We start from the raw sequence: 24514 nt of genomic DNA on the forward strand, positions 1-24514 counted from the left end.
CTTCAATGGCTACCCGGGCCTTAAAGGCCGACGTAAATTTTCTTCTTTTTGCTTTCATAATACCACTGTTAAAATTAGACTTTTTTCAACTTAACCAGTGGTCTGAATTTTGGGGAGTATTATATAAGTCCTTCAATTTTAAAAGACAATGGTGCAGATTTAAAGCGTCCTTTTGTTTGTCTTTTTAATATTGCAATTCTATCAGGATTTATGTCATCAAAAAAAGAGTGAACAGTTGATCGAAACTCTCTGACTTTTGAGTTGTCTGTGTCGTTATTTAAAGTAAGATACCTGAAGTCGCCCGTTAAATTAATAATGTTTCCGTCTGCATCTTTTTCAAGACCATAGAAAATTGCTTTTGTTTTGTCAATGTCGATACCGATTACTTTCATCTTGCAGTGGTGTTTGTTTTAATTGATCCGACGCCTGAAATAAACAGCGTTTTAATGCAGTTTATTTTTGTTACCACTAGTTTAAATGACTTTATTATAAATAGGCTAAGGTAGTTCTGTTCCCATTGAAGCAGTATATATTTTATACCATTGCTCTAAACTCATGTCAATATTTAATGCTTCTATAGCATGTTTTATACGTTCAATTTTACTGGTTCCGACAATTGGGATAATTGAGGCAGGGTGATTTAATAACCAACTATAAATAATTTTATCTATAGTATTGACACTTAACTCTTCAGCAACTTCTAATAGTATACGAAGTATTCTTTGTCCTTTTTCTTCTTTCGGGTTAATAAGTTTACCATCAGCCAAAGGAGACCATGCCATAGGTTTTATTTCTTCTTTTAGAAAATAATCGATGTTTCCATTTTCAAAATGTTCTAAACAGTACGGAGATATTTCCACCTGATTAGTTACGAGGTTTTCATCAGTGTAAGCATTTAGCATTTCAAACTGCAGTGAGTTGAAATTAGAAACGCCAAAATGTAATACTTTTCCATTTCTTTTCAAATAAGAGAATGCCTTAGCAACTTCTTCAGGATTAAAGAATGGAGCAGGACGATGAAGTAAAAGTAAATCTACATAATCAGTTCTAAAGTTTTTTAAAGAATTGTCAACGGAAGAAACAATATGATCAAAACTATAATCGTAATACTTTAGTTTTTGGCCAGGAAACTTATCTGATATCAATTTAATACCACACTTCGTAATTATTTCGATATTTTTGCGAAGGCCTTTTTTCAAAATTATAGCATCTCCAAATAATTTTTCACAGCTGTAATTTCCATAGATATCTGCATGATCAAATGTTGTTACACCTAATTCAATTGTTTGCTCGGTTAATTTTAATAATTCCTGATTTGACATTTTCCAGTCAGCTAATCTCCAATGTCCATGAACTATTCGTGAAAATTCCAAATCCTTTGTAAGTTTTATTTTATTCATTCTCATAGTTTATTATGATTAATTGGTGATAACGTCTGGCTAACCAAACCTGAATCTTCCCACGGATTAATGCTATCTAACCTGGCTGGTTTCATGCCTTTAAAATTAAAGGTTTTATATCATATATCCAAATTATCCAACGGATCGTACACGGCATCCTTTCTGGCTCTATTGTTATCTTCATCGCTGAAACGCTGTGTATTTGTAAATCGGGCGGTAATTTTCGTATCTTTAAGGTTTATTATTTGAACCATGGCGATAGCAGGCACATGAAAGTCGGCGCCAATTTTAAATAAGCTATGAAGTATGCATTAGGAATAATAGTTTTCATTTCTGTGTTTCAGAGTCATACATTTTCTCAGGAACGACACCTTGTTGATACGCTCCAGTATTCTTTCGATTTACATACAATTACTCCAAAACAATTATTTTCCATATTAAAATATGACTCGGACACAGCAAAAGGAGTTTGGTTTATTACAGTTAGTTTCGACGTTCCAAAAAATTGGGTTCAACTTAATGATGTTAAATATTTTATGCAGTTTATTGATTCAACAGAAAGATGCAAATGTGTTATCAAAGTTTATTCATCCTATCTTCCAGTTGATGATTATTCAACACTTGGCGGTCAGGCAATGAACTTAATTGATTCATATAGAAAGAATGAACCTTATTTTCAAGGTGTGTGGAATTGTAGTAAAAATGATAATTTGAGATCTCAGGAAATTAAAATATGGTGGAAATCAATAAATATGAAATAATGAAAACAGAAAAAAACTTTGCTCTCCGCATCGCTGGAACCATCTTCGGATTAGTTTCAGTGTTCCATTTATTACGAATCATCACAGGCGCATCCGTGGTCATCGCAGGCTGCTCATTGCCAATCTGGGTGAATGTTATGGGGCTAATAGCCACAGGATTCCTTTGTGGATGGTTGTGGTGGCTTTCTTTCAATAAAAAAGGAACGCCTTGAAATTAAGGCGTTCCCGTATTTATTTGCGGTGGTGTCAGCCACCAAACGGAGGGGAAGATATATAGATTACCTGGAATCGGCAGTTTCGTCAAAATTGCTTTCACGTACTACGACCACCAGGTACTTGGATTTTCCCCAGAATTTAGCAGCATCGGTAATCTTGATCTTGCTTACTTTATCATTTTCATAAACCAGCGAGTAAGATGACGGATCCTGGTCGGTTATGATTTCGCAACGTTTGGCGTCTACCGGGATCTCTGTCACCTCGCGGGTGTCGATTTCCTGGAATTTTTCACGGTCCAGGCCATTGGAGAGGTTCTTCTCCCGGTTGATACCCAGGAATCCTCCGTCTTTTTCCACGATATTCCGGTCACGCAGTGACTTGTAAGTCCCTACAGTAAAATAAGCGGTATGCAGGTTGCGTTCCTTCTCCAGCAATAGCTGGTTCTGGTCTTCAATTACGGTCGATTTCTGGGTGATTTCATTGTCGAGGTTATTGACTTTCACTTCCAGGTTGCTTTTGGCAATGTTGGTTTCATCAAGGTTCCTCTGCAAGGCGACCTTTTCGGCAACCAATACATCCACTACTTCCTTATATTCCGCTACCCTTGCATTGAGATCCTTTACTGACTTCGCATAATTGGCCAGTCTTGAATCTTTTTCGTCAATCTGGTTATTCAGGTTGGCGATGAGCAGGTTATTCTCATTAATCAGCTGTTCGATCATGCTGATTTCATGCTGGATCCGTTCTTCCGGCCCCAGGCTGCTGTTGCTCTCCGCATCGGTCATGTTCCCCTTGATCATGTTTTCATACTGCCCGATTTTGACCAGGTTGCTTTCTATTCGGTCATATGAATACATTACAGCTTTTTCCCGGGCAATTTTTTCTTCCGTGGTCTGAGCCATATAAGTCTGTTTCTGATCATACTGCTGCCAGGCAATAACAATACCTGATATGGCAATTAGTGTCACCACGATCAGGCTTATGCCCCATGCAACTTTTTTCTTATCCATTTTTTGATTTTCCATTTTAGTTTCTCCTTAATTATGTTATGTTAATTTGATAGAATTTTAATTTTCGTGCCAACAGCTATTGCCAAAGCCATGCCGCCCGGGTAATAATGACTTAACCGGCTCTTTATCAACCAGAATAAAAAATGAAAAAGAAATTTGACTTATCAGAATGGTGAAGATTCTATCATTTTGATAAAACGAAACCTTGGGATCAGGATTTCTTGAACTGTGGTATAATAAAAACAGAGGCCATAATATAGGCCTCTGTTTTTATACGAAGTAAATTTTAAATATAATTCTTACTTCCGGAGAATAATATCAATTATAACTGTCCGGTTATAAAAGCGTTCCTCTGGAAATTTGTTTTCAAAAGGTGATGACTTTTCATCCTCACCGAATCCGTATACTTCAAATTTAACATCGCTTCTTCCTGCTTTCGACAGGCCCTTTTCAATAATGTTCCTGACATCATTAGCCCTGGCCAAGCTCAATTCCTGGTTATAGGTTTCACCTCCAATAATATCGGTATAGCCGAGTATAATAACCGTTCCGCCATCAGGAATCATAGGTGTTACGATATCAGTGAGGTACTTTTCATACATTGCAATCGCCTTCGATTTATTGAATTCATACAGTATGCTGAATCTCATCACTTCCTCGTTTTTCGGCTGGGTCCAAAGTACCACGTGTGCGGAAGTTTCCTTCTTTACCGTCTTGCCGCTCTTCGTCTGACCTATCATTGTCACCTTGTAGTCGCCTTCGGGTCTGGTACCCAAAATGGATTTTCCTGAGATACTAACCTTCTCCTCGGTATATGGTCCATAGTATTGCACATTTCCATTTTCATCCCTGATTTCCAACAACCATGACGAGAACGCTTCATCAGCTCCCTCAACATCGAAAGAAACATAGCTTTCAGGCGGTGCTTCCTGGACGGCAAATATTTCCACCGGCTTTAGCGGGGCATTCGGACCGCTCTGGAACTCCATAAGTAAGATTGGTGAACTGCTCTCGATAGACACTCTGCGGTCGTCTCCCTCACGAAGGAGGGCAAGTTCGCGGGTGCCACCAGGCTGCTCAGACGGGATATTCGGTTTATCCCTACCTTCGGTACTGATCCTCGAAGCATCAATTCCAAATCCACTTACCAGGTAGGTTTTGATTGATTCAGCCATATCCCGAGCATCTTTCGGTCCTTTCTCTGACGATCCGACCAACTTAATGGTTGTCGAAGGATTTTTCATCATACGGTCACCAAGGATGTTCAGAACATTATAATAGACAATCATTTGACGATCTGAATGACCTGAGAGATCTTTAGGTTTGAACGATTCCCGTTGGTCTTCTTTGAAGTCTTTCACCTGATCTTTCCTAAGCATCACATAACGATCCGGTATTTCAGTTGATCCTAGATCGAAAAACACGTAGTTACGAAGTGGGAACATTTCCCTTACACTTTGCCCGGTTGGAATGTTCTTGGGTGCGATAACAGCAAACTGGACTTCAGGTTCGATTACTACAACCTCTGCCGGCACTTTTTCTTCAACCTTTACCGGTGCTGGAATTTCACGGTCACGCCCAAGTTTCTGGACTTCAGGTTCGATTACCACAACCTTTGCCGGCACTTTTTCTTCAACCTTTACCGATGCTGGAATTTCACGGCCACGCCCAAGCTTAAGGGCAGCGCCTGCTCTCAAGGTTGTCACGTTCCATGTTTCAGTTGAACGAGGTGATTGACCAAAATATGGTTGAAAAGAAACAAAAGGCGAGAGCACAAATTGTGTATGCTTGTTCTGTGACGAGAGTGGGATATCATATCCTGCTCCGATTTGCATCGACACCAGCGTTTTGTTCATATCGCTAAAATCCCCATTCACATCTGGGTTGGCCACTTGTTCAGGGTAAGCAGGATTGATCCCTTGCTTGTAAGTGAATGATTTTGCCAGATTGAAAGCCAGACGTGGGCCACCATACAAATAAAAATTAGATTTAAATGGTGCCAGATGCAAGCTCGGTTCCACTGTAATATAACTAAGATCAGTAGATAAGTCCGCCGGGCAGTTACAAGGAGTAACTACTTGTTCGAACGAACCTTTGCGGTTGTCGTAACCAGCCTGCAGCATGACGCCCAATCTTGAGTCAGGACGATGAAACTCCACAAGGGGTGCTAGATAGAGTCCCACACCCTGGCCATTATGAAATGTAGCAGGAGGGGTGAAGTCTGAATTTAATTGATAGGTGGAGCCGCGATAGAAATTAATATTTGCACCTGCTGCTGCACCAAACCACCATGAGGGTTTCGTGAACTTGGCGTCCTGCGCCTGAAGGGGCGCCTGAATACCGATCAAAATCAAAGCGCTGATAATAAGACTTTTAATGGGCAGGCTATAAGGGGACCACGCCATGCGTGATCCCTTTTTAATATTAGTTTTAGTTTTCATGTTTTATTATTTACGGCTTATTGATTATGTTAGTATCTGTCATCACTACTGCGCCATTTATAGCAAGCATTCTGCCCACCGCAGTGGCGTGTGAATTCATTGTTATGGATGTTAAGGCCAGTACGTTACCATAAAATGAGGTATAGTCACCAATGGTTGCTGAGCTGCCAACCTGCCAAAAGACATTTTTAGCTTGAGCACCTCCGATGAGGATAACATTGCCACCGGCTCCGCCTACCGTGGTAAAGTCAGATGCTATCTGGAAAATCCAAAAGGCATTCACATCACCTTGAGCATCAAGAGTCAGATCGCCCGACTGTATTAAAAGTGTGGATGTTGTTTTATAAATGCCAGGGGCAAGTGTTAAGCCACCCTGATCGCCCGATACTGTTACGGGTGCCGGGGTGGTTGCTCCTTCAGCAAAAAGATATGCAGCGGTCAGGTCTAGTTTGGCCTGTATTAACATGGCAGGCACAGGAGGAGGATCATCGGCGGCATAAATCGCTCCATTCACTACGATGGCAGGAGGGAATCCGGTAATTGAGGAACGAAAACCAGGGCTTATCCCAACATCCATATCATGAATCTCACTGAAGCCTGCATTGTTGCTGATTCCCACACCTGCAATAATACCGAACCGGTCAACTGATCCAAGATCAACAGCTGGCGGAACTACACCTGCTTGGGTGCTAAAGTTCCATACATAGTCATTCACCAATGGAATGCCGGCCAGATTCGTAGCTTCAGTTGTAATAGTAGCCGTATATTCTGTATCTGATAAAAGATCACCGGAAGGTGTAAAGGATGCAGTTGAACCTGTGTAGTAAATTGTTCCTGTGACTGGTGCTGCCCCATTCATTAAGGTAAAGGATGTCTCAGTAATGGTCAACGGATCCATTGGCTCACTGAAGGTTGCGGTAACTATTTTATTCAGGACTACGCCCGTAGCATTGTCTTCCGGGTCGGTAGAAATCACCTTGGGAGCCACAATGGATCCGGTGGTAAAGCTCCATACATAGTCATTCGCCAGTGGTATGCCTGCTACATTCTTAGCTCCTGTGGTAATCGTTGCCGTATAGGTGGTACCTGGTAAGAGATTACCGGAAGGATTAAAGGATGCAGTTGTACCTGTGTACGAAACTATTCCTGTGACTGGCGTTGCCCCTTGTATTATGGTAAAAGTTGTTGTATTAATGGTCAACGGGTCCATTGGCATATTAAAGGTTGCGGTAACTATTTTATTTAGGACTACGCCCGTAGCATTGTCTTCCGGGTCGGTAGAAATCACCGTGGGAGCCGCAATGGGTCCGGTGGTAATGAAGGTCCATACATAGTCATTCGCCAGTGGTATGCCTGCTACATTCTTAGCTCCTGTGGTAATCGTTGCCGTATAGGTGGTACCTGGTAAGAGATTACCGGAAGGATTAAAGGATGCAGTTGTACCTGTGTACGAAACTGTTCCTGTGACTGGCGTTGCACCTTGTTTTATGGTAAAGGTTGCCGTATTAATAGTCAATGGATCCATTGGCTCACTGAAGGTTGCGGTAACTATTTTATCTAGGACTACGCCCGTAGCATTGTCTTCCGGGTCGGTAGAAATCACCGTGGGAGCCACAATGGATCCGGTGGTAAAGGTCCATAAATAGTTATTCGCCAGTGGTATGCCTGCTACATTCTTAGCTCCTGTGGTAATCATTGCCTTATAGGTGGTACCTGGTAAGAGATTACCGGAAGGATTAAAGGATGCAGTTGTACCTGTGTACGAAACGGTTCCAGCGACTGGCGTTGTACCTTGTTTTATGGTAAAGGTTGCCGTATTAATAGTCAATGGATCCATTGGCATATTAAAGGTTGCGGCAATTCTTTTATTTAGGACTACACCCGTAGCATTGTCTTCCGGGTCGGTAGAAATCACCTTGGGAGCAATAATAGATCCAGTGGTAAATGTCCATACATATTGGGATTGTAAGGCATTGCCCATTAAATCTTTAACCGATGTTGCAACCCTACCTGTATAGATAGTGTTGGGTGTAAGGGCGCTGGAAGGTGTAAAGGATGCAGTTGAATCGGCGTACGAAACGGTTCCTGCGACTGGCGTTGCCCCTTGTAAAGTAAAAGATGCCTGGGTGATAGTTGCAGGGTTCATCTTTTCATTGAAGGTTGCCGTAATTATCTGGTTGAGGGGTACACCGGTAGCAGCATTTACAGGGCTTGTTGATACCACAAGAGGGCACACTCCAACGATTTCCACGAACTTATCTTTTTTGCACCCGGCAATTAAAACAACTGATACAATTGCAAGGGTTGTTAATAATTTTTTTGTTTTCATTTTTTTTGTTTTTAAATTTCCGCTACCTGGCGGAACAGCTGTGAATAAATTTTTAAAGGGCAAAGTTGCCCACCTTAATAGTGCAGTAGGCTTTTGCTTTTTGAATTATTTACTGTTTTGAAACCAGTTTGCCTGATTGTATTGTTTTATTATTGCCGGTTATTTTGTAGAAATAAATTCCTGAAGGAAGATTACTTGTTTCAAGAGTGGTTAATTGTTTCGTGAGGGTTGTATTCATCACTTCTGCTCCCAAAACATTGTATATCCTCAATTCAACTTCCTTAATTTGCGATGCATCATTTATCATGATGGTTATGGATGTACTGAATGGATTCGGGTAAATGGTAACTGCTTCATTTGTATTTGCTGCATCAAGAGATGGAACGCTTACAGGTGCACAATTGGAAGGTATCATAGTAGCAACGGCATTAATTGCAGTAGTCGTGAAAGCGCCTGTGGTTGTAAGCGCTCTGCCATCAAGTTTAACCCCTGTATTTAGTACCCCCAAAGCGCCGTTATTACAGATTATCGTTCCGCAGAAAACAGAATAGTTGTTTATGCTCACTGCGCCTTCGATCTTCCAATACACATTTTTTGCCTGCGCTCCGTTAATCAAAAGAACTTTTGAATAAGTGCTTGTCGAAAGAGCACCGTTTATCTGGATAACAAATACAGCATTTGCATTATCTTGTGCATTGAGGTAAAGCGTATCTGTAAATATTGTAGCAGCGTTCATGAGGTAAGTATGTGGTGTAAGAACCAGGTTGTTCCCAAACTGTGCAGGATACAGCAGCTCAATATCATAAGGCAGTGTGTTCAGATAATTATAGACATCAAGCAAATCGGCTGCACATTGTGCTGTAGAAGCATCCGGAATGGGATGAATAGTACCTGTTACTAACAGCGGATCGAAGCCGGTGGTTAAACCGACATTCGTTCCAACATCACCCGTAATATACGTTATGCCGGTGTTTGTAACCGGCCCGTCAGAAGAAAATAAGGCATAACATGCTATGGAAGCAAGTGCAGGAGCCGTTGGTCCTGTAAGAATAGGACTTCCGCAACCGATGGGTGTATAGGCCAGCACTCCGTCAACAGTAACAGCCCCGGTTGTAGAAAGTGCTCTTCCTTCAAGCGTGTCGCCAGTGTTCATGTTAATTGCTGCGTTGTTCGCAATAACAGTTCCTCTCATGGTAGTTCCTGAGGCCATGCTTACCAGACCTTCCACTTTCCAGAATACATTACATGCCAATGCTCCATTAGTTAAATGTATTTTAGAAGAAGCGCTTGTGGAAAATGCTCCTTGTATCTGAAAAATAAATAGCGCATTCGCATCTCCTTGTGCATTTAAAGTAAGATCTAAGTTCAACGTTGCTGCACCGGATATGGAGTACACACCTGCATTAAGAATCTGTCCGTTTCCAAGCAAAGGTCCAGGAAAGAAAGTCGGAACGGCACTGTTCAACTGATTGTAGGCAATCAGCAAATCTGCTGCACATTGCGCGCTTGCACCATCATTGTCGTGCATCACACCGTTCACATTTCCGAAACCGGTGCTGGAACCGTTGTTCGTGCCTACATTGCCTGTAAGCTGCGAAATACCTACGTTGCTCACTGCCCCATCAGAAGTGAAGAGGACAAAATTGGCCACAGTTCCCAGAGGAGGAGCTTGTGCAAAATTTAGAACTGGTATCAAAAGCAGTATAACTGCGATTAATGCATTGAGTAGTTGTGTTTTCATTTTATTTCCTCCTTTTAATGATATGATATGTTTATTTGATAGAATTTTAATTTTCGTGCCAACAGCTATTGCCAAAGCCATGCCGCCCGGGTAATAATGACTTAACCGGCTCTTTATCAACCAGAATAAAAAATGAAAAAGAAATTTGACTTATCAGAATGGTGAAGATTCTATCATTTTGATAAAACGAAACCAGGGGATCAGGTTTCCTTTAACATGCGGTATATGGTAGCTTGCCCGATACCCAGCTTCTCAGCTACCGCTTTGATGTTATGATGATATTTATTGAGATAAAACCTGACGATCCTTTGTTCATAATCCCTCAGGGTCATCTCTTCGGAGAGCACGTCGGTCAGGAAGTCGGCATGGCTGAGCATGATATCGGGGGCAGTCAGGTTATTACCCGAAGTCATGACCATGGCCAGCTCAATTACCGATTTCAGCTCCCTGACATTTCCGGGCCAGGGGTAGCCCAACAGCCTGGCTTTTGCCTCTTCGGAGAGGGTCTTCGAAGGCCAGTGGTTTTCTTTACAGAATGCTTCCATAAAATGACGGGCCAGGATCAGCACATCTTTTTCACGCTCGCGTAAAGGCGGCAGATCGATAGGCAATCCATACAAGCGATAATATAAATCCTGCCTGAATGTCCCTTTCTTCACTTCCTCCTGCAGATTGCGGTTGCTGGCTACAATGATCCGGCAGTCGAATTTTACCGTATCGTTGCTGCCTACCCGGGTAATCTCGCGCTCCTGCAATGCCCGCAACATTTTTGGCTGGAAATTGATGTCGGTATCGGCTATTTCGTCCAGGAAGAGGGTCCCGCCATGCGCTTCTTCGAACTTACCTTTCCGGCGCGCCACGGCACCGGTGAAAGCACCCTTTTCATGACCGAAAAACTCGCTCTCGAACAGCTCGGAAGGAATCGCGCTCATGTTGACCGGTACAAATGGCATGTCCTTGCGGGCAGAATGGTAATGCACCGCCTTGGCGACCATCTCCTTGCCCGTGCCGGTCTCCCCGGTAATGGTCACGGTAATGTTGCTGGAAGCCGCTTTGTTCATCATGTCGAAGACCTGCCGCATGACCGGGCTGCTGCCCATGATCACCTTTTCGAAATCGTACTTTTTTCCCACTTCCTGCTCCAGCACCCGGATACGCTTTCTTAATCCGGCATTTTTCCTGATCTTGCCGATGGTATTGTGCAGCCTCTCACTGATCTCTTCATTTTTGACGAGGTAATCGAATGCCCCCTCCCTCAAGAGGTCCATCGCAGTCTGGATATCATCCTGCTCGGAGATCACGATCACTTCGATCCCGTCATCAAAATCCCTGATCTTCCGCAGCAGGTCGGAACCTTTCACATCGGGCAGGCGGTAGTCAAGGGTGATGACATCCGGCCGCTCATGCAAGTGGCTCAGCAAATCCTTCCCGGTGAAAAAACTCCTGACCTGGAACTCCGGGTTCATGGTCAGGTGGTGAACCAGCAACCGGTTGTACCAGTCGTTGTCCTCCACAACGTAAATGGTGAAATGTTCTTCCTGCATAGCTTACGAATTGTTCATTTTATATCGTTTCTGGCCTCAATATCTGCCCTGATCAGCTCAAACTCCCTTTGCGCCAGACTGATAAGGTCTGCCACAGGCAGAGGCTCACCGGGAGCACGCAACCGTTGTTCGGCGTCCTTCAGCAATCCATATAGCCGGTCTGCTTTCAGGTGACGGCATGGAGAGCTGATCTTATGGGCCATATCCGCCGCTTTTTCCCATTCTTTCTTTCCCAGGTGACCGCTGAGCAATGCCAGTCCCTCAGCAGTATCCTTCAGGAAAAGTTCCACCATTTCCCTGAAAAATACCATATTCCCTTCACTGGTCTTTTTCAGGGGCGATAGATCATAAATCGGGAGCGGCGACTGATGAGTCATGACAGATAAGATGGCTTTCACCAGCTGTTCTTCCTCGAATGGCTTGGGGATAAAATCGTCCATCCCACTTTTGTGGAATTCTTCCAGGTCGCCGGTGGTTATGGCTGCGCTGACCGCTATGAGGGGTAGGATCCTTCCCTTCTCATCCGACCGCTCCTTTATTTCCCGTGCAGCTATTGTCCCGCTCATCCCTGGCAAGCGGATATCCATCAGCACGAGATCAAAAGTCTGTTGATCAACCAGGGTCAGCGATTCTTCCCCGTTTCTGGCCTCTGTGACCACGCAACCATATTTCCGCAGGATAGTCATCATCAACCGAAGGTTGTACTCCTCATCATCTACGACCAGCACACGTAGGCCATTCAGCGATGCTGCCAGGGGAACCGGCTCCATAGATATGGAAACGGGGTCAGGCAAAGTATTTCGGAATGGAATGCTTACCCTGAAGGATGATCCTTTACCAGGGCTGCTTTCGACAGTAATGTTTCCTCCCAGCAGGTTAACCAGTCTTCGGGTAATAGCCAGACCCAATCCTGTCCCCTCTGAATTTCTCCTGTTTGTTTCCGAACCCTGTTCAAACTCTTCAAATATCTTTTCCAGATCATTCTCGCTGACGCCAATGCCGGTATCGGTCACCTCAAAGACGATCAGGGTCTTGTCGCCGATGTTCCCGTCGGGGTATGCCCTAAGGTTGACCTCGCCGGTATCGGTGAATTTGATGGCATTACCGACAAGGTTAAACAGGATCTGCCGGGTCCGCACTGGGTCACCAAGGACATATGGAGGAAGGGCAGCATCGGCATATGATAACAGGATGATATTTTTTTTCTTCGCTGCCGGCTCCAGCCAGAGTTGCATATCCCTGATGATCTCCGGGAGACTGAAACCGGTTTCGGCCAGTTCCATCTTACCGGCCTGAAGCCTGGAAAGATCCAGCAAGTCGTTCAGGATCTGCAGCAAGTGATCGGATGATTTTTTCACCATCCCGAGTTGTTCCCGCTGGTCCGGATCCAGCCGGCTTCCCAGCAACTGGCCTGTAAATCCTGAAATGATGTTCATAGGCGTCCTGATTTCGTGGCTCATATTGGCCAGGAAGCGTTCCTTTGCCCTGGCAAGTTCTTCGGCCTGGTCCCTGGCGTTCTTCATTACCCTGCGGTATTCATAGTTTTTCCTGACATAGCTATAAATCACCAGGGCAGCCAGGAGCAGCAAAAGGGAGGCGGCCAGTACAAAGGCGATGGTGATGAACTTGATTTCCCCGGCTTTTCTTTCGGCATTCTTGTTACTTGAGGCCAGGCGGGCAGCTTCCAGGGCTTCCATAACGGCCAACAGCTCTTTTATCCGTTCCATGATAAGCCTGTCCTGTTGGAACAAATCCCATTCCTCCTGTCTCAGCACCTTCTCCCTGGCCAGGGCTTCCAGTTGGACTACCTTTACCTGGCTGCTTATTTTCTCGAGGGTTGGAGCAGGGGAAGATACCGGAACGGGTGTTGTGATGATAGAACCCATTTCCGAAAAGGTATCGGCCGCAACTTCTTTTTTCCGGTTATTCCTGCGAAAAAGCCGGGCAAAGAAATTCTCCTTCTTCACCTGCTTTGATTGGATAGTATCCTTTCTCAACGGTGCAACGACAATTAACGTATCGGTTTTAATCATCCTGAAAGTTTCTTTTTCCTGGTCCTGGATACTTTGCATCACACGGTTCATGGCCTGTTGAACCCTGAATTCATCCTGAATGACCAGCAGCCTGTCGAGGATCACGAATTTCTGCTCGACCAGTCCATCGAGCATATCTATAAATACAGTCATAGTATCTCCGGGAGAGACGAGTTTCTTCAGGTCCTCGAAATGGTTACCGGTGATATCGGTGAGCTGGTAAAACCTTGATAAGTAGTCTTCGCTCCGGGTAAGGGAATAGGATTTCACGCTGTTCTCTGCTTCCGAAAGGTCATTGTAAATCTCTTTGACCAGCAGTAGCTTGCGGTCGGGGCGGCTCCCCTTGTTCACCGTCTCGATGATGTGGTCCAACCGCAGGTAAGATAATATCCCGGTCACGATCACCAGGACGAATACCAGCAAGAGGGTAATCGAGACAATGATCTCGTAGGAGTGAGACTCCCTGGCTTTTTTTCCCGGCATATTAACCCTGGCATTCATCAATATTTATCTTTCGGATCTGTAAAAGGTCTAAAGTACGAAAAAAAATCGGGAATTCTTATTTTCTACTGTCTTTGCCGCCAAAGACCTTCTTAAAGAATTTTTTAACTCCCGACTCATTTTGCCTGTCCTGGGGAGGAGGGGAATATTTTTTCGGAGGTGGGTTTTTTTTATCATGTTTAGCGTTAATTCTCCACCACCTCCTTTCGGTAAAGTCCTGGCAATTGAGCATTTCCCTTGTTTCTTCAGAAATCCGGAAATCTCCCTGGACATATTGCTTCAAGGTCACGTCACGGTTCATTTTCCGTATGATCCTTGCGAAGACCGGCAAGGCGGTATTAGCGCCTACCCCCTGGGATCCGCTCCGGAAACGCACAACCGGGCTGTCGCCACCTGCCCAGACCCCAATGACCATCGACGGGGTCATCCCGATGAACCATCCATCTGCCTGGTCCTGGGTAGTCCCTGTTTTTCCAGCCAGGGCATTTTTCAAGTCCCATGTGGTACGCAGGGAAGAAGCAGTGCCGCGTTCCACGACAGCTTCCAGCATGCCGGTAACAGTTTCGGCAGTTGAGGGTGATATCACCGGCTGGATGTCCGGTAGATGTAAGGCCTGGTAAATGATTTTACCATTGCGGTCAGTGATTTTTTCAATGGCATATGGTATGATGGGTATACCCTTGTTCAGGAAAGCAGCGTAAGCAGCGGTCATTTCCAGCAGGGAGACATCGGCTGAACCCAATGCCAGCGACGGCGATTGGGGCAGCGACGAGGTGATGCCCAGTTGTTTAGCCAGATTTGTTACTTCCCCGATACCGGCTTCCATCAGGATCTTCACGCTGACCGTATTAACCGAATGGACAAGGGCCCCCTGCAAGGAATAAAAACCATCATAGTTGTTGTCAAAGTTGCGCGGGGTCCAACCTTCATATTCATCATATGTCTCCGCTTCGGCCGGGTAGAGTTTACAGGGATCTATGCCCTGTTCCAGGGCTGCGGCATATACCACCGGCTTAAAAGTGGAGCCTGTTTGCCGGTGTGCAGTCACGTGATCGTATTTAAAAAAACCATAATCATCCCCACCCACCCAGGCCAGCAAGGCTCCTGTAGCCGGGTCAACAGCCACCAGCCCGCACTGCAGCATTTCAAAATGATACAAAATGGAATCGAGGGGAGAAATTAAAGTATCTCGGACACCTTGCCAGGTATAAACTTTGGAAGGACGCCGAAGTTTCATGGCCTCCAGGGCCTGTTGGTGATCCAGCCCGGTCGTTTTCAGGGATTGATAAGCCTGGCTTTGCGTGATCTGTAATGAAGCCAGCGAAATATCCTTGTGCCAGGGCTCACGCCCTGCCCAATTTTCCCTGAAAGCCCTTTGAAGAAGGGAAAAATGTTCCTGAATTGATTTTTCCGCATGTCGCTGAAGATCGAGGTTAAGGGTGGTTTGTATGGTAAGCCCGTCGGTGTATAGATTATAGTGTGTTCCGGTTCTGCTGCCTACCTCTTCTAAAATCTTCCCGGCTTCCTGGCGGATGTATTCCCTGAAATAAGGTGCGGGGCCGCTGATGTGGTCCAGTTTCATGTATCTGAGCAATACCGGTATTTTTTGCAGGGAGTCGAGCTGCTGCTTATCCAGGTAATCGTATTTATACATCTGCCTCAGCACAACATCCCTTCTTTCGCGGGCTGCTTCGGGATTCAGCCGGGGATTGTAGGTGGCACTGGCCTTCAATGAGCCAACCAGCAATGCTGATTCTTCCACGTTGAGGCTCCCTGGATTTTTTGAGAAAAAAGTCAAGGAAGCAGTTTCAATGCCATATGTATTTTCGCCAAACGTCACTGTATTGAGGTAAAGCTCCAGGAGTTCGCTCTTGGAATAGATTTTTTCCAGCCTCCGGGCGATAAGCAGTTCCCGGACCTTGGCCACGGGGAGAGTAAGTATGCCAAAGTCTTTCCTGGGAAAAAGGTTCTTAGCCAGTTGCTGACTGATTGTGCTGCCCCCGCCTGAACTGCGGTCCCCTAAGAGTAAGGATTTAACAAGCACCCTAAGCATTCCGCGGAGATCAAATCCATGGTGGCGGTAAAAACGGGCATCTTCAGTGGCGATGAGAGCATTTACCAGGTGCCCTGGCAGTTTCGACAGGTCGGTATGGGTGCGGTTTTGTAAGTAGTAAAGGCCCAGCAGCTCCCCGTCGGATGCCAGGATCCGTGCCGCGGTGTGTGATTCCAGCTTTATTAGTTCTTCCATGCCGGGCAATGCACCAAAGAAACCCAGCCTGATGGAGCCCAGGAAAAGCATCAACGCTACAACGAGGATCAAAACCGCCGCAAACAGCAGTTTCCACAATTTTCTCCCGATACGTTTTTTAGATTTGCCTGGCATATCATTTTTCCCGAAAGGCTAATGATAAAACTACAAAAAAAAGTATATATTGTGATTCCCCCCCCCAATGGAAAAGACAACCCGTATCCCCAAACCCGCAATCCGCAAATAAATAATCCTTCCTAATCAGAATATTCCGCTATCTTTAAACCCGATTATTGACCCCTGTGTAAAGATCAAGGATGAAAAGCATAATGCGCTCATTATTAGTTATTATTCTTTTCTCATTTTCAGTCAACCTGATATCCCAGGATGCCGCGAGTGATATGGACCGGGTATATGGACTGGATCCGTTGCTGCATAACGGGAAAAAATATGCCTATTTCCTGCCTCCGGGAACCGGGGGAAACCAGTTCCTCCTTTCCCCGGATTATTTGATCGGAGATGTGACCATCAAGGGAGAATACTTCGAAGGAATCGCCCTGAATTATGACATTTATAACCAGCAACTCCTGTTCCAATATATCAATGAAACAGGCACATTCAATATCATAGAGATTTCAAAAGCCTGGCTGGAAAGTTTCCGCCTGGGGAATTTGGAATTTCAAAACCTGAGCTTTAAAAATAACCAACGTTTTTACCAGATTTTAGGCGATGGCCCCCTTTTTATTTTATACTATTGGCGAAAAGACCTGAAGCTGGATGCCACATATGGAGCTAAAAACTTTACCTTCACCCTTCCCTTGAAGAGCAAGTATGTGCTCATAGGTGACCAACTCCATCCATTCAGGAATAAGCGAAGCCTGATTTCCCTCTTTGACCCCGGGCTTGTGCCGGAGATTAAGAATTATATGCACGAAAACAATATCAGGATAAAGAATGCCTCCGACAAGACTATGACCGAACTCATCAACTATATTGGTAATTTATAATGAAGTGACGAAATTACTGCTGTTCATAAACTTGTTTTTTACCAGTTATCCTGCACCTGCTACAAGACCCGACACACTTATATCCTGTCATTTCAGCAAATTGCCATTCCCTGAGTTCTGCGAATATATTTACCGCGAATCTGGCGTCAAAGTATATTACCAGGAATCCTGGGTCAAGGGATTAACCGTTACAATTGATGCTGATGATATCAGCGTCAAATCTGCGGCTGAATTGGCCCTGAAGGGTACCAGCCTGCAGGTATCCACCTGGAATAATGACCTGGTTTTGCTTCCGGGAGAAAAGCTTCTGCCGGAATTACCCCGTTTTGAAACAGGGCAGGAACAGGACAATACGCTGGCGACAGGGGAAAAATCCCTGACACAGAGTGAAGAGCGATACATGACCGGGCGGAAGGCAGATGTGACCCAGACAATGCAAATTGGCAAGAAAGGACTAAACGGAACCAAATCCATGGTTACCATCCGTGGCAGGATCACAGAACAGCAGACCGGTGAGCCGGTGATAGGTGCCACCATGTTCATCGAGGATTTGAAAAGCGGAACCGCCACTGACCAAAACGGATTTCTCTCCATGGTCATCAAGCCTGGCAGTTATACGGCGGTCTTTGCTTATATGGGACTGGAGACAAGGAAATACCAGCTGGAAGTGCTGTCTGACGGCGATTTCAGCATCGAAATGAAAAAGATTGTCATCCAGATGAAGGAGGTGGTGGTCTTAGGCGACCGGCAAATGAACATCCGTACTACAGACCCCGGATTGGAAAAGATCTCTGCCAAGGCGATCAAGGAGATCCCAACCATGATGGGAGAACGCGATATCCTGAAAATTGCGGAGTTGCTGCCAGGGATTGTTACCGTTGGTGAAGGCTCGGCCGGATTAAACGTCCGTGGCGGAAATTATGATCAAAACGCCTTCTATATCAATCGGATACCGATTTATAACACCTCTCACCTCTTCGGTTTCTTCCCTGCATTTAATGCAGACATTATCAAAGATTTCTCCATTTATAAAGGACATATTCCTGCCCAGTATGGCGGCCGTCTCAGCTCGGTCTTCAACATTATCGCTCGGCAAGGAAACCGCAAGCGTTTTACCGCTCATGGCGGGGTAAGCCCCGTAGCAGCCAACTTATCGGTGGAAGGGCCTTTAAAGAAAGATACCAGCTCTTTCCTGGTAAGTGCCCGCCATCTCTATTCCGACTGGATCCTCCGACAGATCAACGATCCGGTAATCCGCAACAGTAATGCCGCCTTCAGTGATTTCTCCGCTTCCTGGAATTATGATTTCAGGAAAAGCCAGTTATCTTTCTTTGGTTATCAAAGCCGGGATGAATTCCGGCTTTCGGACATCAACTCTTATAAATACACCAATAGCGGTGCATCGGTTAATTTCAGCCATAATTACAGCACCTCCCTGAGGGGAGAGTTTGCCCTCACAGCCGCGCAATATTCCTTTAGCACCATCGATCAGCAGGAAGAGCCCACAGCATACCAGCATTCCTTTAAAATTGGCGATTACCGATGTACAGCAGATTTCATTCACGACCTCAATGATAAAAACACCCTGGAATATGGTGGTAATGTGACACTGTATATGCTTGACCGCGGGACTGTCAGACCTTATGGGGGAAATTCACTCAGAACGCCGGTCTTACTAGGTGAAGAGCAGGGGGTAGAAAGCGCAGTTTACCTTTCCGATGTTTGGGATGTCCTTCCATGGCTTAACATCACCGCCGGACTCCGCCTGACACTTTTCAATCCACTCGGTCCGTCATCAGTCTATACTTACAAACCCGGGTTTCCAAAAGACATCCGTTACATAGACGACACCTTGAATTTTTCCAAAGGACAGGCGATCAAATGGTATTTCGAGCCGGATATCCGGGCTGCCGTGAATATCCGGACGGATGCAAACGGGACGATAAAAGTCGCCTTCAACCAGATGCACCAAAACCTCTTCCTGCTGAACAATACTATTGCCATTGCACCGAACGCCCAATGGATAATGGCTGATTACTATCTTCCGCCAGCCATGAGCAGCCAGGTATCTGCGGGGGTTTTCCGTACCTTTCCCCTGCTCGGCTGGGAAACCTCCCTTGAATTCTATTACAAGAAGATTACCGATTACCCTGAATTTATTGACGGGGCCGACTTCCTCAACAACCCGCTCGTAGAAACCACTGTTTTACCCGGAAATCAAAATGCTTACGGCATAGAATTCCTCCTTCGGCGCAATGGCCGCCGGCTCGAGGGATGGCTGGCTTATACCTATTCCCGGTCAATCGTAAAAGTAGACGGCGACCTGCCGTGGGAGCGCATTAACGGTGGGCTGGCCTATCCGGCGAATTACGATATCCCGCATGTGCTGAATACGGTGATCAATTACCATTTCAGCCGAAGGTTGACTGCCTCCGGGGTCGTTACATACCAGACCGGCCGGCCGGTTACTTACCCGGTTTCGGTTTACTATATCAACCTGGTCCCATATGTGGATTATTCCGATCGCAACGAATACCGGATACCCGACTATTTCAGGGTCGACCTCTCGCTAACCATCGAAGGAAACCTGAAAAGAAACAAACTTCTTCATCATTCATTAATATTCAGCTTATATAATGCTACGGGACGGGATAATCCATATTCTGTATACTTTAAACTGGAAAATGGTAAGATTAAGAGTTACCAATACGCTGTCATCGGCGTGCCAATTTTTACGATCACCTGGATGTTCAAACTTGGAAATTATGCAGCAGATTAAGAACATTTTCCCGATATTGACCCTGTTGCTGATGTTCGCCTGCATCAAGCCTTTCGATCCGCGAATCGGGAGCAGTGCAGAGAATATGTACGTCGTTTCCGGGATGATAACTGATATAGAAGGATGGCAGGAGGTCAATGTCTCCTTATCATCGCCCATCGAAAACCCGGTGTATAGCCCGGTGTCGGGTTGCATGGTGAATATCCTGGATAATAAAGGAAATGTCTTCCCCATGCCTGAGGATAAGCCTGGCAGTTACCGGGCATGGTTTGATAAGGAATATTTGATTCCGGGCACATCTTACAAGGTAACTGTACACACTCCTGAAGCCGAAACGATTGAATCGTCATTTGATACGCTGATGCAAGGCGCACTATTGGATTCCGTTTATTATATCCTTGAAGATATTCCCACTTCCGATCCGTCCGTTTATTTGCGGGGCTTGCAATTTTATGTGGACCTGAATGCCGCAGATTTTGAGTGCAGAAATTACCGGTGGGAAATAGCGCAGACCTGGGAGTTCCATGCTGCCCGTCCCGCGGAATATTATTATGACGGGAAATTTCACCAGATCATTCCGCCTGATTATTCCCATATGGTTTGCTGGGCTAATGCATTGGTGAAAAATGTTTATGCCCTTTCCACCAAGACCCTTTCACAGAATGTTTTCGAGAAATACCCACTGCAATTTGTCGACGGCCATACTTCATCGAGGCTTGGAATCCTTTACAGTATCCTGATCAGCCAGCAATCGCTGAGTGCTGGTGCTTATAATTTCTGGGAACAGGTTCGTATTAACAGCGAAGGTTTTGGAGGGCTTTATGAAAAACAACCGCTGGCCATCAAAGGAAACCTGCTCAACCTCACCAATCCTGACAAGGAGGTGCTGGGAATTTTTTATGCCACCTCGGAGTCCTCTAAAAGATATTTTTATAAGGACATAGAAGGCCTGGAACTGGACTTCTCAGACTATTGCCATGAAGGTCCACTGCCAATGACAGGCTGGGCGGGTTTTAAAAAATGGACATATCCGGTTTATTACTATTATACTGAGGCTGGTGAATTACTGATATTGGATGATCAGTGTGTCGACTGCCGTAAGATGGGCGGGACAACAACAAAACCTGATTTCTGGCCGCAATAGCATGAAAAAACCATTTATCGCATATTGTCTGTTGATGTCAACTTTGATTTCCGTCTCCACGGGGCTGAAATCACAGGATACCACTGTCGTCTCAGCTTGGGAAAGGGTAAATATTTGCATTGACCGGACCATGTATATTTCCGGGGAGAAAATTCTTTTTTCCGCACTCGTTATTAATGAGCAAGTCACCGCTGGCAATGAATTCAGCCGGATCTTGTATTGTGAACTGATCACACCTGAAGGGAACCGTATAGCCGGGGGAAAATATCCTGTAATGAATTCATCTGCGCAAGGCTGCCTTCAGATACCTGAAGAGACCATTACGGGTATTTATTACCTGAAATCATACACCCGCTTCATGCGAAATGGCGGTACTGATGGCTATCATTATACCATGCTGAAAATCATCAATCCATATAAATCCGAAGTGAATACCGGCGTTGAGGATGTTGATAATTCAAATACTCCTGACAAGATTAAAAATGATCAGCAACCTGATCTGCCATTGAGTATTACACCAGATAAAAATAAATATTCAAGCCGTGAGAATATCACCCTTAAGATAGCCGGAAGCACGGTGAAAGGACTTCAGATGAAGTTATGCATCTCGGTATTCCCGGAATTTGCTCATGGGGCAAAGCCTTTAACAGAAAAAATGATCACTAATTCTCCCGGTAATTTTCAGTATTATCCTGAGACCCGGGGAATATCTCTTACAGGAAGACTGCTGGAAAAAGAAACCGGTAAGCCTGTCATAAGCGCTATAGTAAATCTTTCGATCATTGGTGATAAGGACGTTATGGCAATCCGGACCGATTCATCCGGGCAGTATTTTTTCGCATTACCCGGATATACAGGGAACCGTGATATTTTCCTTTGCGCAGAGAATATCCCGGGCAATTCACCGGCGATTTATATCGAAAATGATTTTTGCCCACGGCCTGTAAACCTGCCTTCACCTGTATTTCATCTTACGGAAAAAGAGAAAGAAACCGCATATAAGCTGGCAGTCAATCAAAAGATCACATCTGTATTCCGGAAAGATACGGTATCCGGCAAAACCGGTCCGGAGCAATATGGAAAACCTTTTTACGGTGAGCCAACGGATATCCTGGTTATGGAAACCTATATCGACCTGCCAACATTAGAAGAGTACTTCAATGAAAACCTGGTCGCATTGAAGGTCATTAAAAGCCAGGAAAAGAAACATTTCAGGTTTTACACAACCCGTGCTGAGATGACGATCTATGATCCACTGGTGCTGATCGACTGGGTTGCCGTGGATGATATAGACCGGGTTCTGGCCATTTCACCAGCTGGACTGGACCGGATCGAACTGGTGAACTCACCCTATATTAAAGGAAACATAACATACGGTGGGATCATCAGCTTTGTGTCCAGGAAAAATGACTTTGCCGGCATCGACCTCCCTAAATCCGGCACATTTATCGATTACAAATTCCTGGAAGAGTGTTCCGGAAACATTCCTGCGGGTCCGTTACCCGTTAACCATCCCGATTCCCGCAACACCGTTTACTGGGACCCCGATGTTCAAACCAATGATATAGGTTCCACGGATATTTTTTTCACCGCCCCCGACACACCGGGAAAATACATCATTCTGCTATGTGGAATGGGCGAGTCAGGAAAAGATGTTATTGTCAGGGAGGAGTTTGAGGTAATTGCCGATTAAAAGAGATGACATCTCAATTTAATTCCCAAATCTCGGGTTTACTGCATTGTTGTTCATCGAACCGAACCGGTAGGATAAACCTATCATGACGCTGTAACTGAAATCTTTCTCCATTTCCCATTGCCCTGTAAGAAGATCTTCCGTACTGAATGCTTCCTGCCTCAAAGATCTCTGGTTCTGGCAATAGGCAAATCCACCCGAAATGTTAAATGACAGCCCTTTGAATAACCTGATACAGGCAATCGTGCTGGCTCCCAGTGAATACTGTGAGAGGTTATTTATATAAGCAGATCCATAAGCATTTGCAGAAATAGTACCCCATGGTTCATAATACATATAATTGATTCTCAAATCATGCCTGAAAAGGTAATCGTGCATTTTATCGTAAATTGTAAGCTTCTTATAGTTTGTATGCTCATACAAACTATACGTGCCACTTCAGCTGTAATATCCTGGGACATGTTAAATATAACTGTATCGATCATGTATTTATATCTTCCCTGTCCCAACAATATAATGCTGTAAGCTGAACCTCCGCTGCCCGTCGGTAATGACGTTACAAGAATATGCACATCGGCATCTTTGTTATCGTTGACATAATTCACGATGGTGAAATTCGTCCTGAAATAATCAAAATCACAGCTTCCTCTTTCCTGGTAGAAAACCACTAAAAAAAACATTGGTGATATTCTGCCATGATTTCCCCATGGCGTCATTCTACCTTTGATTTGTCAACGATAGGAAAAATAAATGTTCTTTCTATCATAAAATAAAAAAAACAATCATTTAAAAACGGAGGTTGCCATGAAAACTTTGAAAGAATCTTTAGAAATGACGTTGTTCGTGTTATATCCGGCTTTTGTACTGTATATAACAATTATTTCGATCTTCTGAACCGGTTCCTGCCAGATGTAAAGAAAGTAAGGGTTTAAGCGTCAAGAAAAGAGGACATCTCAAAAAAGAGATGTCCTTTTTTATATTGGTAATAAGGCCTCAGGCAGGGTGGGCTTTATTTGTTTATTAATCCAAAAAGTCGTTCTCTGTAGCCCAACGAATCAGTCCTGCTGTGTTTTTAACCCCTGCTTTACTCATCAGATTGGCACGGTGACTCTCAACCGTATGAAAACTTATGAAAAGCTTATCGGCAATTTCCTGACTTGAAAGCTCTTTGCCAATGAGTCTTAATATCTCGATCTCTCTTTCGGTCAGTTTGGGGAAAAGCGACTTAGTGTCTTCCATTTTCAACTCCTGGTTGATCAATCTTAAGGAAAGTCTCTCGCAAAAATAATTCTCGCCGCTGTGTACGGTTCTGATTGCTTTTACAAGGACATCCTTGCCCGAATCTTTTAAAAGGTAGCCCGATGCCCCGTTTTTCACCATCTGTTTGACAAATCTTTTTTCATCATATTGAGAAAGGGCAATAATCCTGACTTCGGGATAATTCTTATGGACCATTTTTGTACAGCTCAATCCATCGAGCTTTGGCATATTAATATCCATGAGTATAACATCCACAGAGAGTCCGGAATCGAGCTTTTCAATGACCTGGTAGCCGTTGTAAACTTCAGCCACAATTTTGAGATCTTCGATGCCTGCAAGGGTGGCTTTAATACCATCGATCAGTAGCTGATGGTCGTCTGCAATAAGGATATTGATCATGATGGGGT

Annotated in this window: 18 protein-coding genes; 6 read left to right on the top strand and 12 right to left on the bottom strand. The window is 44.7% G+C overall.

Annotated elements, in window-relative coordinates:
* Window positions 1-119: 119 nt before the first annotated feature.
* Complete coding sequence (locus tag M0Q51_08955) at window positions 120-392, bottom strand: DUF3010 family protein (GenBank protein MCK9400104.1); 273 nt, start codon at window positions 390-392, stop codon at window positions 120-122.
* Window positions 393-497: 105 nt separating this feature from the next.
* Entirely contained in the window at window positions 498-1400 is a 903-nt protein-coding gene (locus M0Q51_08960; GenBank protein MCK9400105.1) for an aldo/keto reductase, read from the bottom strand.
* A gap of 299 nt (window positions 1401-1699) precedes the next feature.
* Here M0Q51_08960 and M0Q51_08965 point away from each other — a divergent pair, with 299 nt between their 5' ends.
* A complete protein-coding gene (locus M0Q51_08965; GenBank protein MCK9400106.1) occupies window positions 1700-2161 on the top strand; it encodes a hypothetical protein in 462 nt (153 codons plus the stop codon).
* Window positions 2161-2373, top strand: a complete 213-nt coding sequence (locus M0Q51_08970; GenBank protein ID MCK9400107.1) for a hypothetical protein — start codon at window positions 2161-2163, stop codon at window positions 2371-2373. Before M0Q51_08965 ends, M0Q51_08970 begins: the two co-directional genes overlap by 1 nt.
* A 66-nt stretch (window positions 2374-2439) precedes the next feature.
* Here M0Q51_08970 and M0Q51_08975 read toward each other — a convergent pair whose 3' ends face one another.
* The 7 genes from M0Q51_08975 to M0Q51_09005 all read right to left on the bottom strand — a co-directional run bounded on the left by M0Q51_08975 (window position 2440) and on the right by M0Q51_09005 (window position 16359).
* A complete protein-coding gene (locus M0Q51_08975; protein ID MCK9400108.1) occupies window positions 2440-3387 on the bottom strand; it encodes a hypothetical protein in 948 nt (315 codons plus the stop codon).
* Window positions 3388-3686: 299 nt separating this feature from the next.
* Window positions 3687-5828, bottom strand: coding sequence for an outer membrane beta-barrel protein (locus M0Q51_08980; protein ID MCK9400109.1), 2142 nt, complete (start codon window positions 5826-5828; stop codon window positions 3687-3689).
* A gap of 10 nt (window positions 5829-5838) precedes the next feature.
* Entirely contained in the window at window positions 5839-8157 is a 2319-nt protein-coding gene (locus M0Q51_08985; GenBank protein ID MCK9400110.1) for an Ig-like domain-containing protein, read from the bottom strand.
* 109 nt (window positions 8158-8266) lie between these two features.
* A complete protein-coding gene (locus M0Q51_08990) occupies window positions 8267-9898 on the bottom strand; it encodes an ice-binding family protein (GenBank protein MCK9400111.1) in 1632 nt (543 codons plus the stop codon).
* Window positions 9899-10098: 200 nt separating this feature from the next.
* Window positions 10099-11442 (bottom strand): sigma-54 dependent transcriptional regulator, encoded by a 1344-nt coding sequence (locus tag M0Q51_08995; GenBank protein MCK9400112.1) that lies wholly within the window; start codon window positions 11440-11442, stop codon window positions 10099-10101.
* Window positions 11443-11456: 14 nt separating this feature from the next.
* Window positions 11457-13976, bottom strand: coding sequence for an ATP-binding protein (locus M0Q51_09000; GenBank protein MCK9400113.1), 2520 nt, complete (start codon window positions 13974-13976; stop codon window positions 11457-11459).
* Between the two features lie 58 nt (window positions 13977-14034).
* Window positions 14035-16359, bottom strand: a complete 2325-nt coding sequence (locus M0Q51_09005) for a transglycosylase domain-containing protein (protein ID MCK9400114.1) — start codon at window positions 16357-16359, stop codon at window positions 14035-14037.
* Between the two features lie 182 nt (window positions 16360-16541).
* On the opposite strand from M0Q51_09005, the gene M0Q51_09010 reads away from it, so the two are divergent.
* From M0Q51_09010 to M0Q51_09025, 4 genes are read left to right on the top strand one after another with little or no spacing between them, the layout of a single operon-like run.
* A complete protein-coding gene (locus M0Q51_09010) occupies window positions 16542-17231 on the top strand; it encodes a hypothetical protein (GenBank protein MCK9400115.1) in 690 nt (229 codons plus the stop codon).
* Between the two features lie 4 nt (window positions 17232-17235).
* Window positions 17236-20010, top strand: coding sequence for a TonB-dependent receptor (locus M0Q51_09015; GenBank protein ID MCK9400116.1), 2775 nt, complete (start codon window positions 17236-17238; stop codon window positions 20008-20010).
* Complete coding sequence (locus M0Q51_09020) at window positions 19997-21154, top strand: DUF4249 domain-containing protein (GenBank protein ID MCK9400117.1); 1158 nt, start codon at window positions 19997-19999, stop codon at window positions 21152-21154. The genes M0Q51_09015 and M0Q51_09020 overlap by 14 nt, the downstream gene beginning before the upstream one ends.
* A 34-nt stretch (window positions 21155-21188) precedes the next feature.
* Complete coding sequence (locus M0Q51_09025; protein MCK9400118.1) at window positions 21189-22847, top strand: hypothetical protein; 1659 nt, start codon at window positions 21189-21191, stop codon at window positions 22845-22847.
* 18 nt (window positions 22848-22865) lie between these two features.
* Here the strand turns inward: M0Q51_09025 and M0Q51_09030 are convergent, their stop codons facing one another.
* The 3 genes from M0Q51_09030 to M0Q51_09040 form a co-directional block, all read right to left on the bottom strand.
* Window positions 22866-23225, bottom strand: coding sequence for a hypothetical protein (locus M0Q51_09030; GenBank protein ID MCK9400119.1), 360 nt, complete (start codon window positions 23223-23225; stop codon window positions 22866-22868).
* On the bottom strand, window positions 23195-23527 hold the full coding sequence (locus M0Q51_09035) for a hypothetical protein (protein MCK9400120.1): 333 nt from the start codon (window positions 23525-23527) through the stop codon (window positions 23195-23197). The genes M0Q51_09030 and M0Q51_09035 overlap by 31 nt, the downstream gene beginning before the upstream one ends.
* Before the next feature lie 340 nt (window positions 23528-23867).
* Window positions 23868-24506, bottom strand: coding sequence for a response regulator transcription factor (locus M0Q51_09040; protein ID MCK9400121.1), 639 nt, complete (start codon window positions 24504-24506; stop codon window positions 23868-23870).
* Window positions 24507-24514 lie beyond the last annotated feature (8 nt).

It is taken from the genome of Bacteroidales bacterium (assembly GCA_023229505.1).
Taxonomy (GTDB): Bacteria; Bacteroidota; Bacteroidia; order Bacteroidales; family JAGOPY01; genus JAGOPY01.

Bases quoted from the DNA above. Each gene is read 5' to 3' on its own strand.
- M0Q51_09030 (MCK9400119.1), bottom strand. From the start codon at position 23,225: ATGCACGATTACCTTTTCAGGCATGATTTGAGAATCAATTATATGTAT.
- M0Q51_08970 (MCK9400107.1), top strand. From the start codon at position 2,161: ATGAAAACAGAAAAAAACTTTGCTCTCCGCATCGCTGGAACCATCTTC.
- M0Q51_09000 (MCK9400113.1), bottom strand. From the start codon at position 13,976: ATGAATGCCAGGGTTAATATGCCGGGAAAAAAAGCCAGGGAGTCTCAC.
- M0Q51_09025 (MCK9400118.1), top strand. From the start codon at position 21,189: ATGTCAACTTTGATTTCCGTCTCCACGGGGCTGAAATCACAGGATACC.
- M0Q51_08965 (MCK9400106.1), top strand. From the start codon at position 1,700: ATGAAGTATGCATTAGGAATAATAGTTTTCATTTCTGTGTTTCAGAGT.
- M0Q51_08980 (MCK9400109.1), bottom strand. From the start codon at position 5,828: ATGAAAACTAAAACTAATATTAAAAAGGGATCACGCATGGCGTGGTCC.
- M0Q51_08960 (MCK9400105.1), bottom strand. From the start codon at position 1,400: ATGAATAAAATAAAACTTACAAAGGATTTGGAATTTTCACGAATAGTT.
- M0Q51_08975 (MCK9400108.1), bottom strand. From the start codon at position 3,387: ATGGATAAGAAAAAAGTTGCATGGGGCATAAGCCTGATCGTGGTGACA.
- M0Q51_08990 (MCK9400111.1), bottom strand. From the start codon at position 9,898: ATGAAAACACAACTACTCAATGCATTAATCGCAGTTATACTGCTTTTG.
- M0Q51_09010 (MCK9400115.1), top strand. From the start codon at position 16,542: ATGAAAAGCATAATGCGCTCATTATTAGTTATTATTCTTTTCTCATTT.
- M0Q51_09040 (MCK9400121.1), bottom strand. From the start codon at position 24,506: ATGATCAATATCCTTATTGCAGACGACCATCAGCTACTGATCGATGGT.
- M0Q51_09005 (MCK9400114.1), bottom strand. From the start codon at position 16,359: ATGCCAGGCAAATCTAAAAAACGTATCGGGAGAAAATTGTGGAAACTG.
- M0Q51_08995 (MCK9400112.1), bottom strand. From the start codon at position 11,442: ATGCAGGAAGAACATTTCACCATTTACGTTGTGGAGGACAACGACTGG.
- M0Q51_09020 (MCK9400117.1), top strand. From the start codon at position 19,997: ATGCAGCAGATTAAGAACATTTTCCCGATATTGACCCTGTTGCTGATG.
- M0Q51_09035 (MCK9400120.1), bottom strand. From the start codon at position 23,527: ATGTTTTTTTTAGTGGTTTTCTACCAGGAAAGAGGAAGCTGTGATTTT.
- M0Q51_08955 (MCK9400104.1), bottom strand. From the start codon at position 392: ATGAAAGTAATCGGTATCGACATTGACAAAACAAAAGCAATTTTCTAT.
- M0Q51_08985 (MCK9400110.1), bottom strand. From the start codon at position 8,157: ATGAAAACAAAAAAATTATTAACAACCCTTGCAATTGTATCAGTTGTT.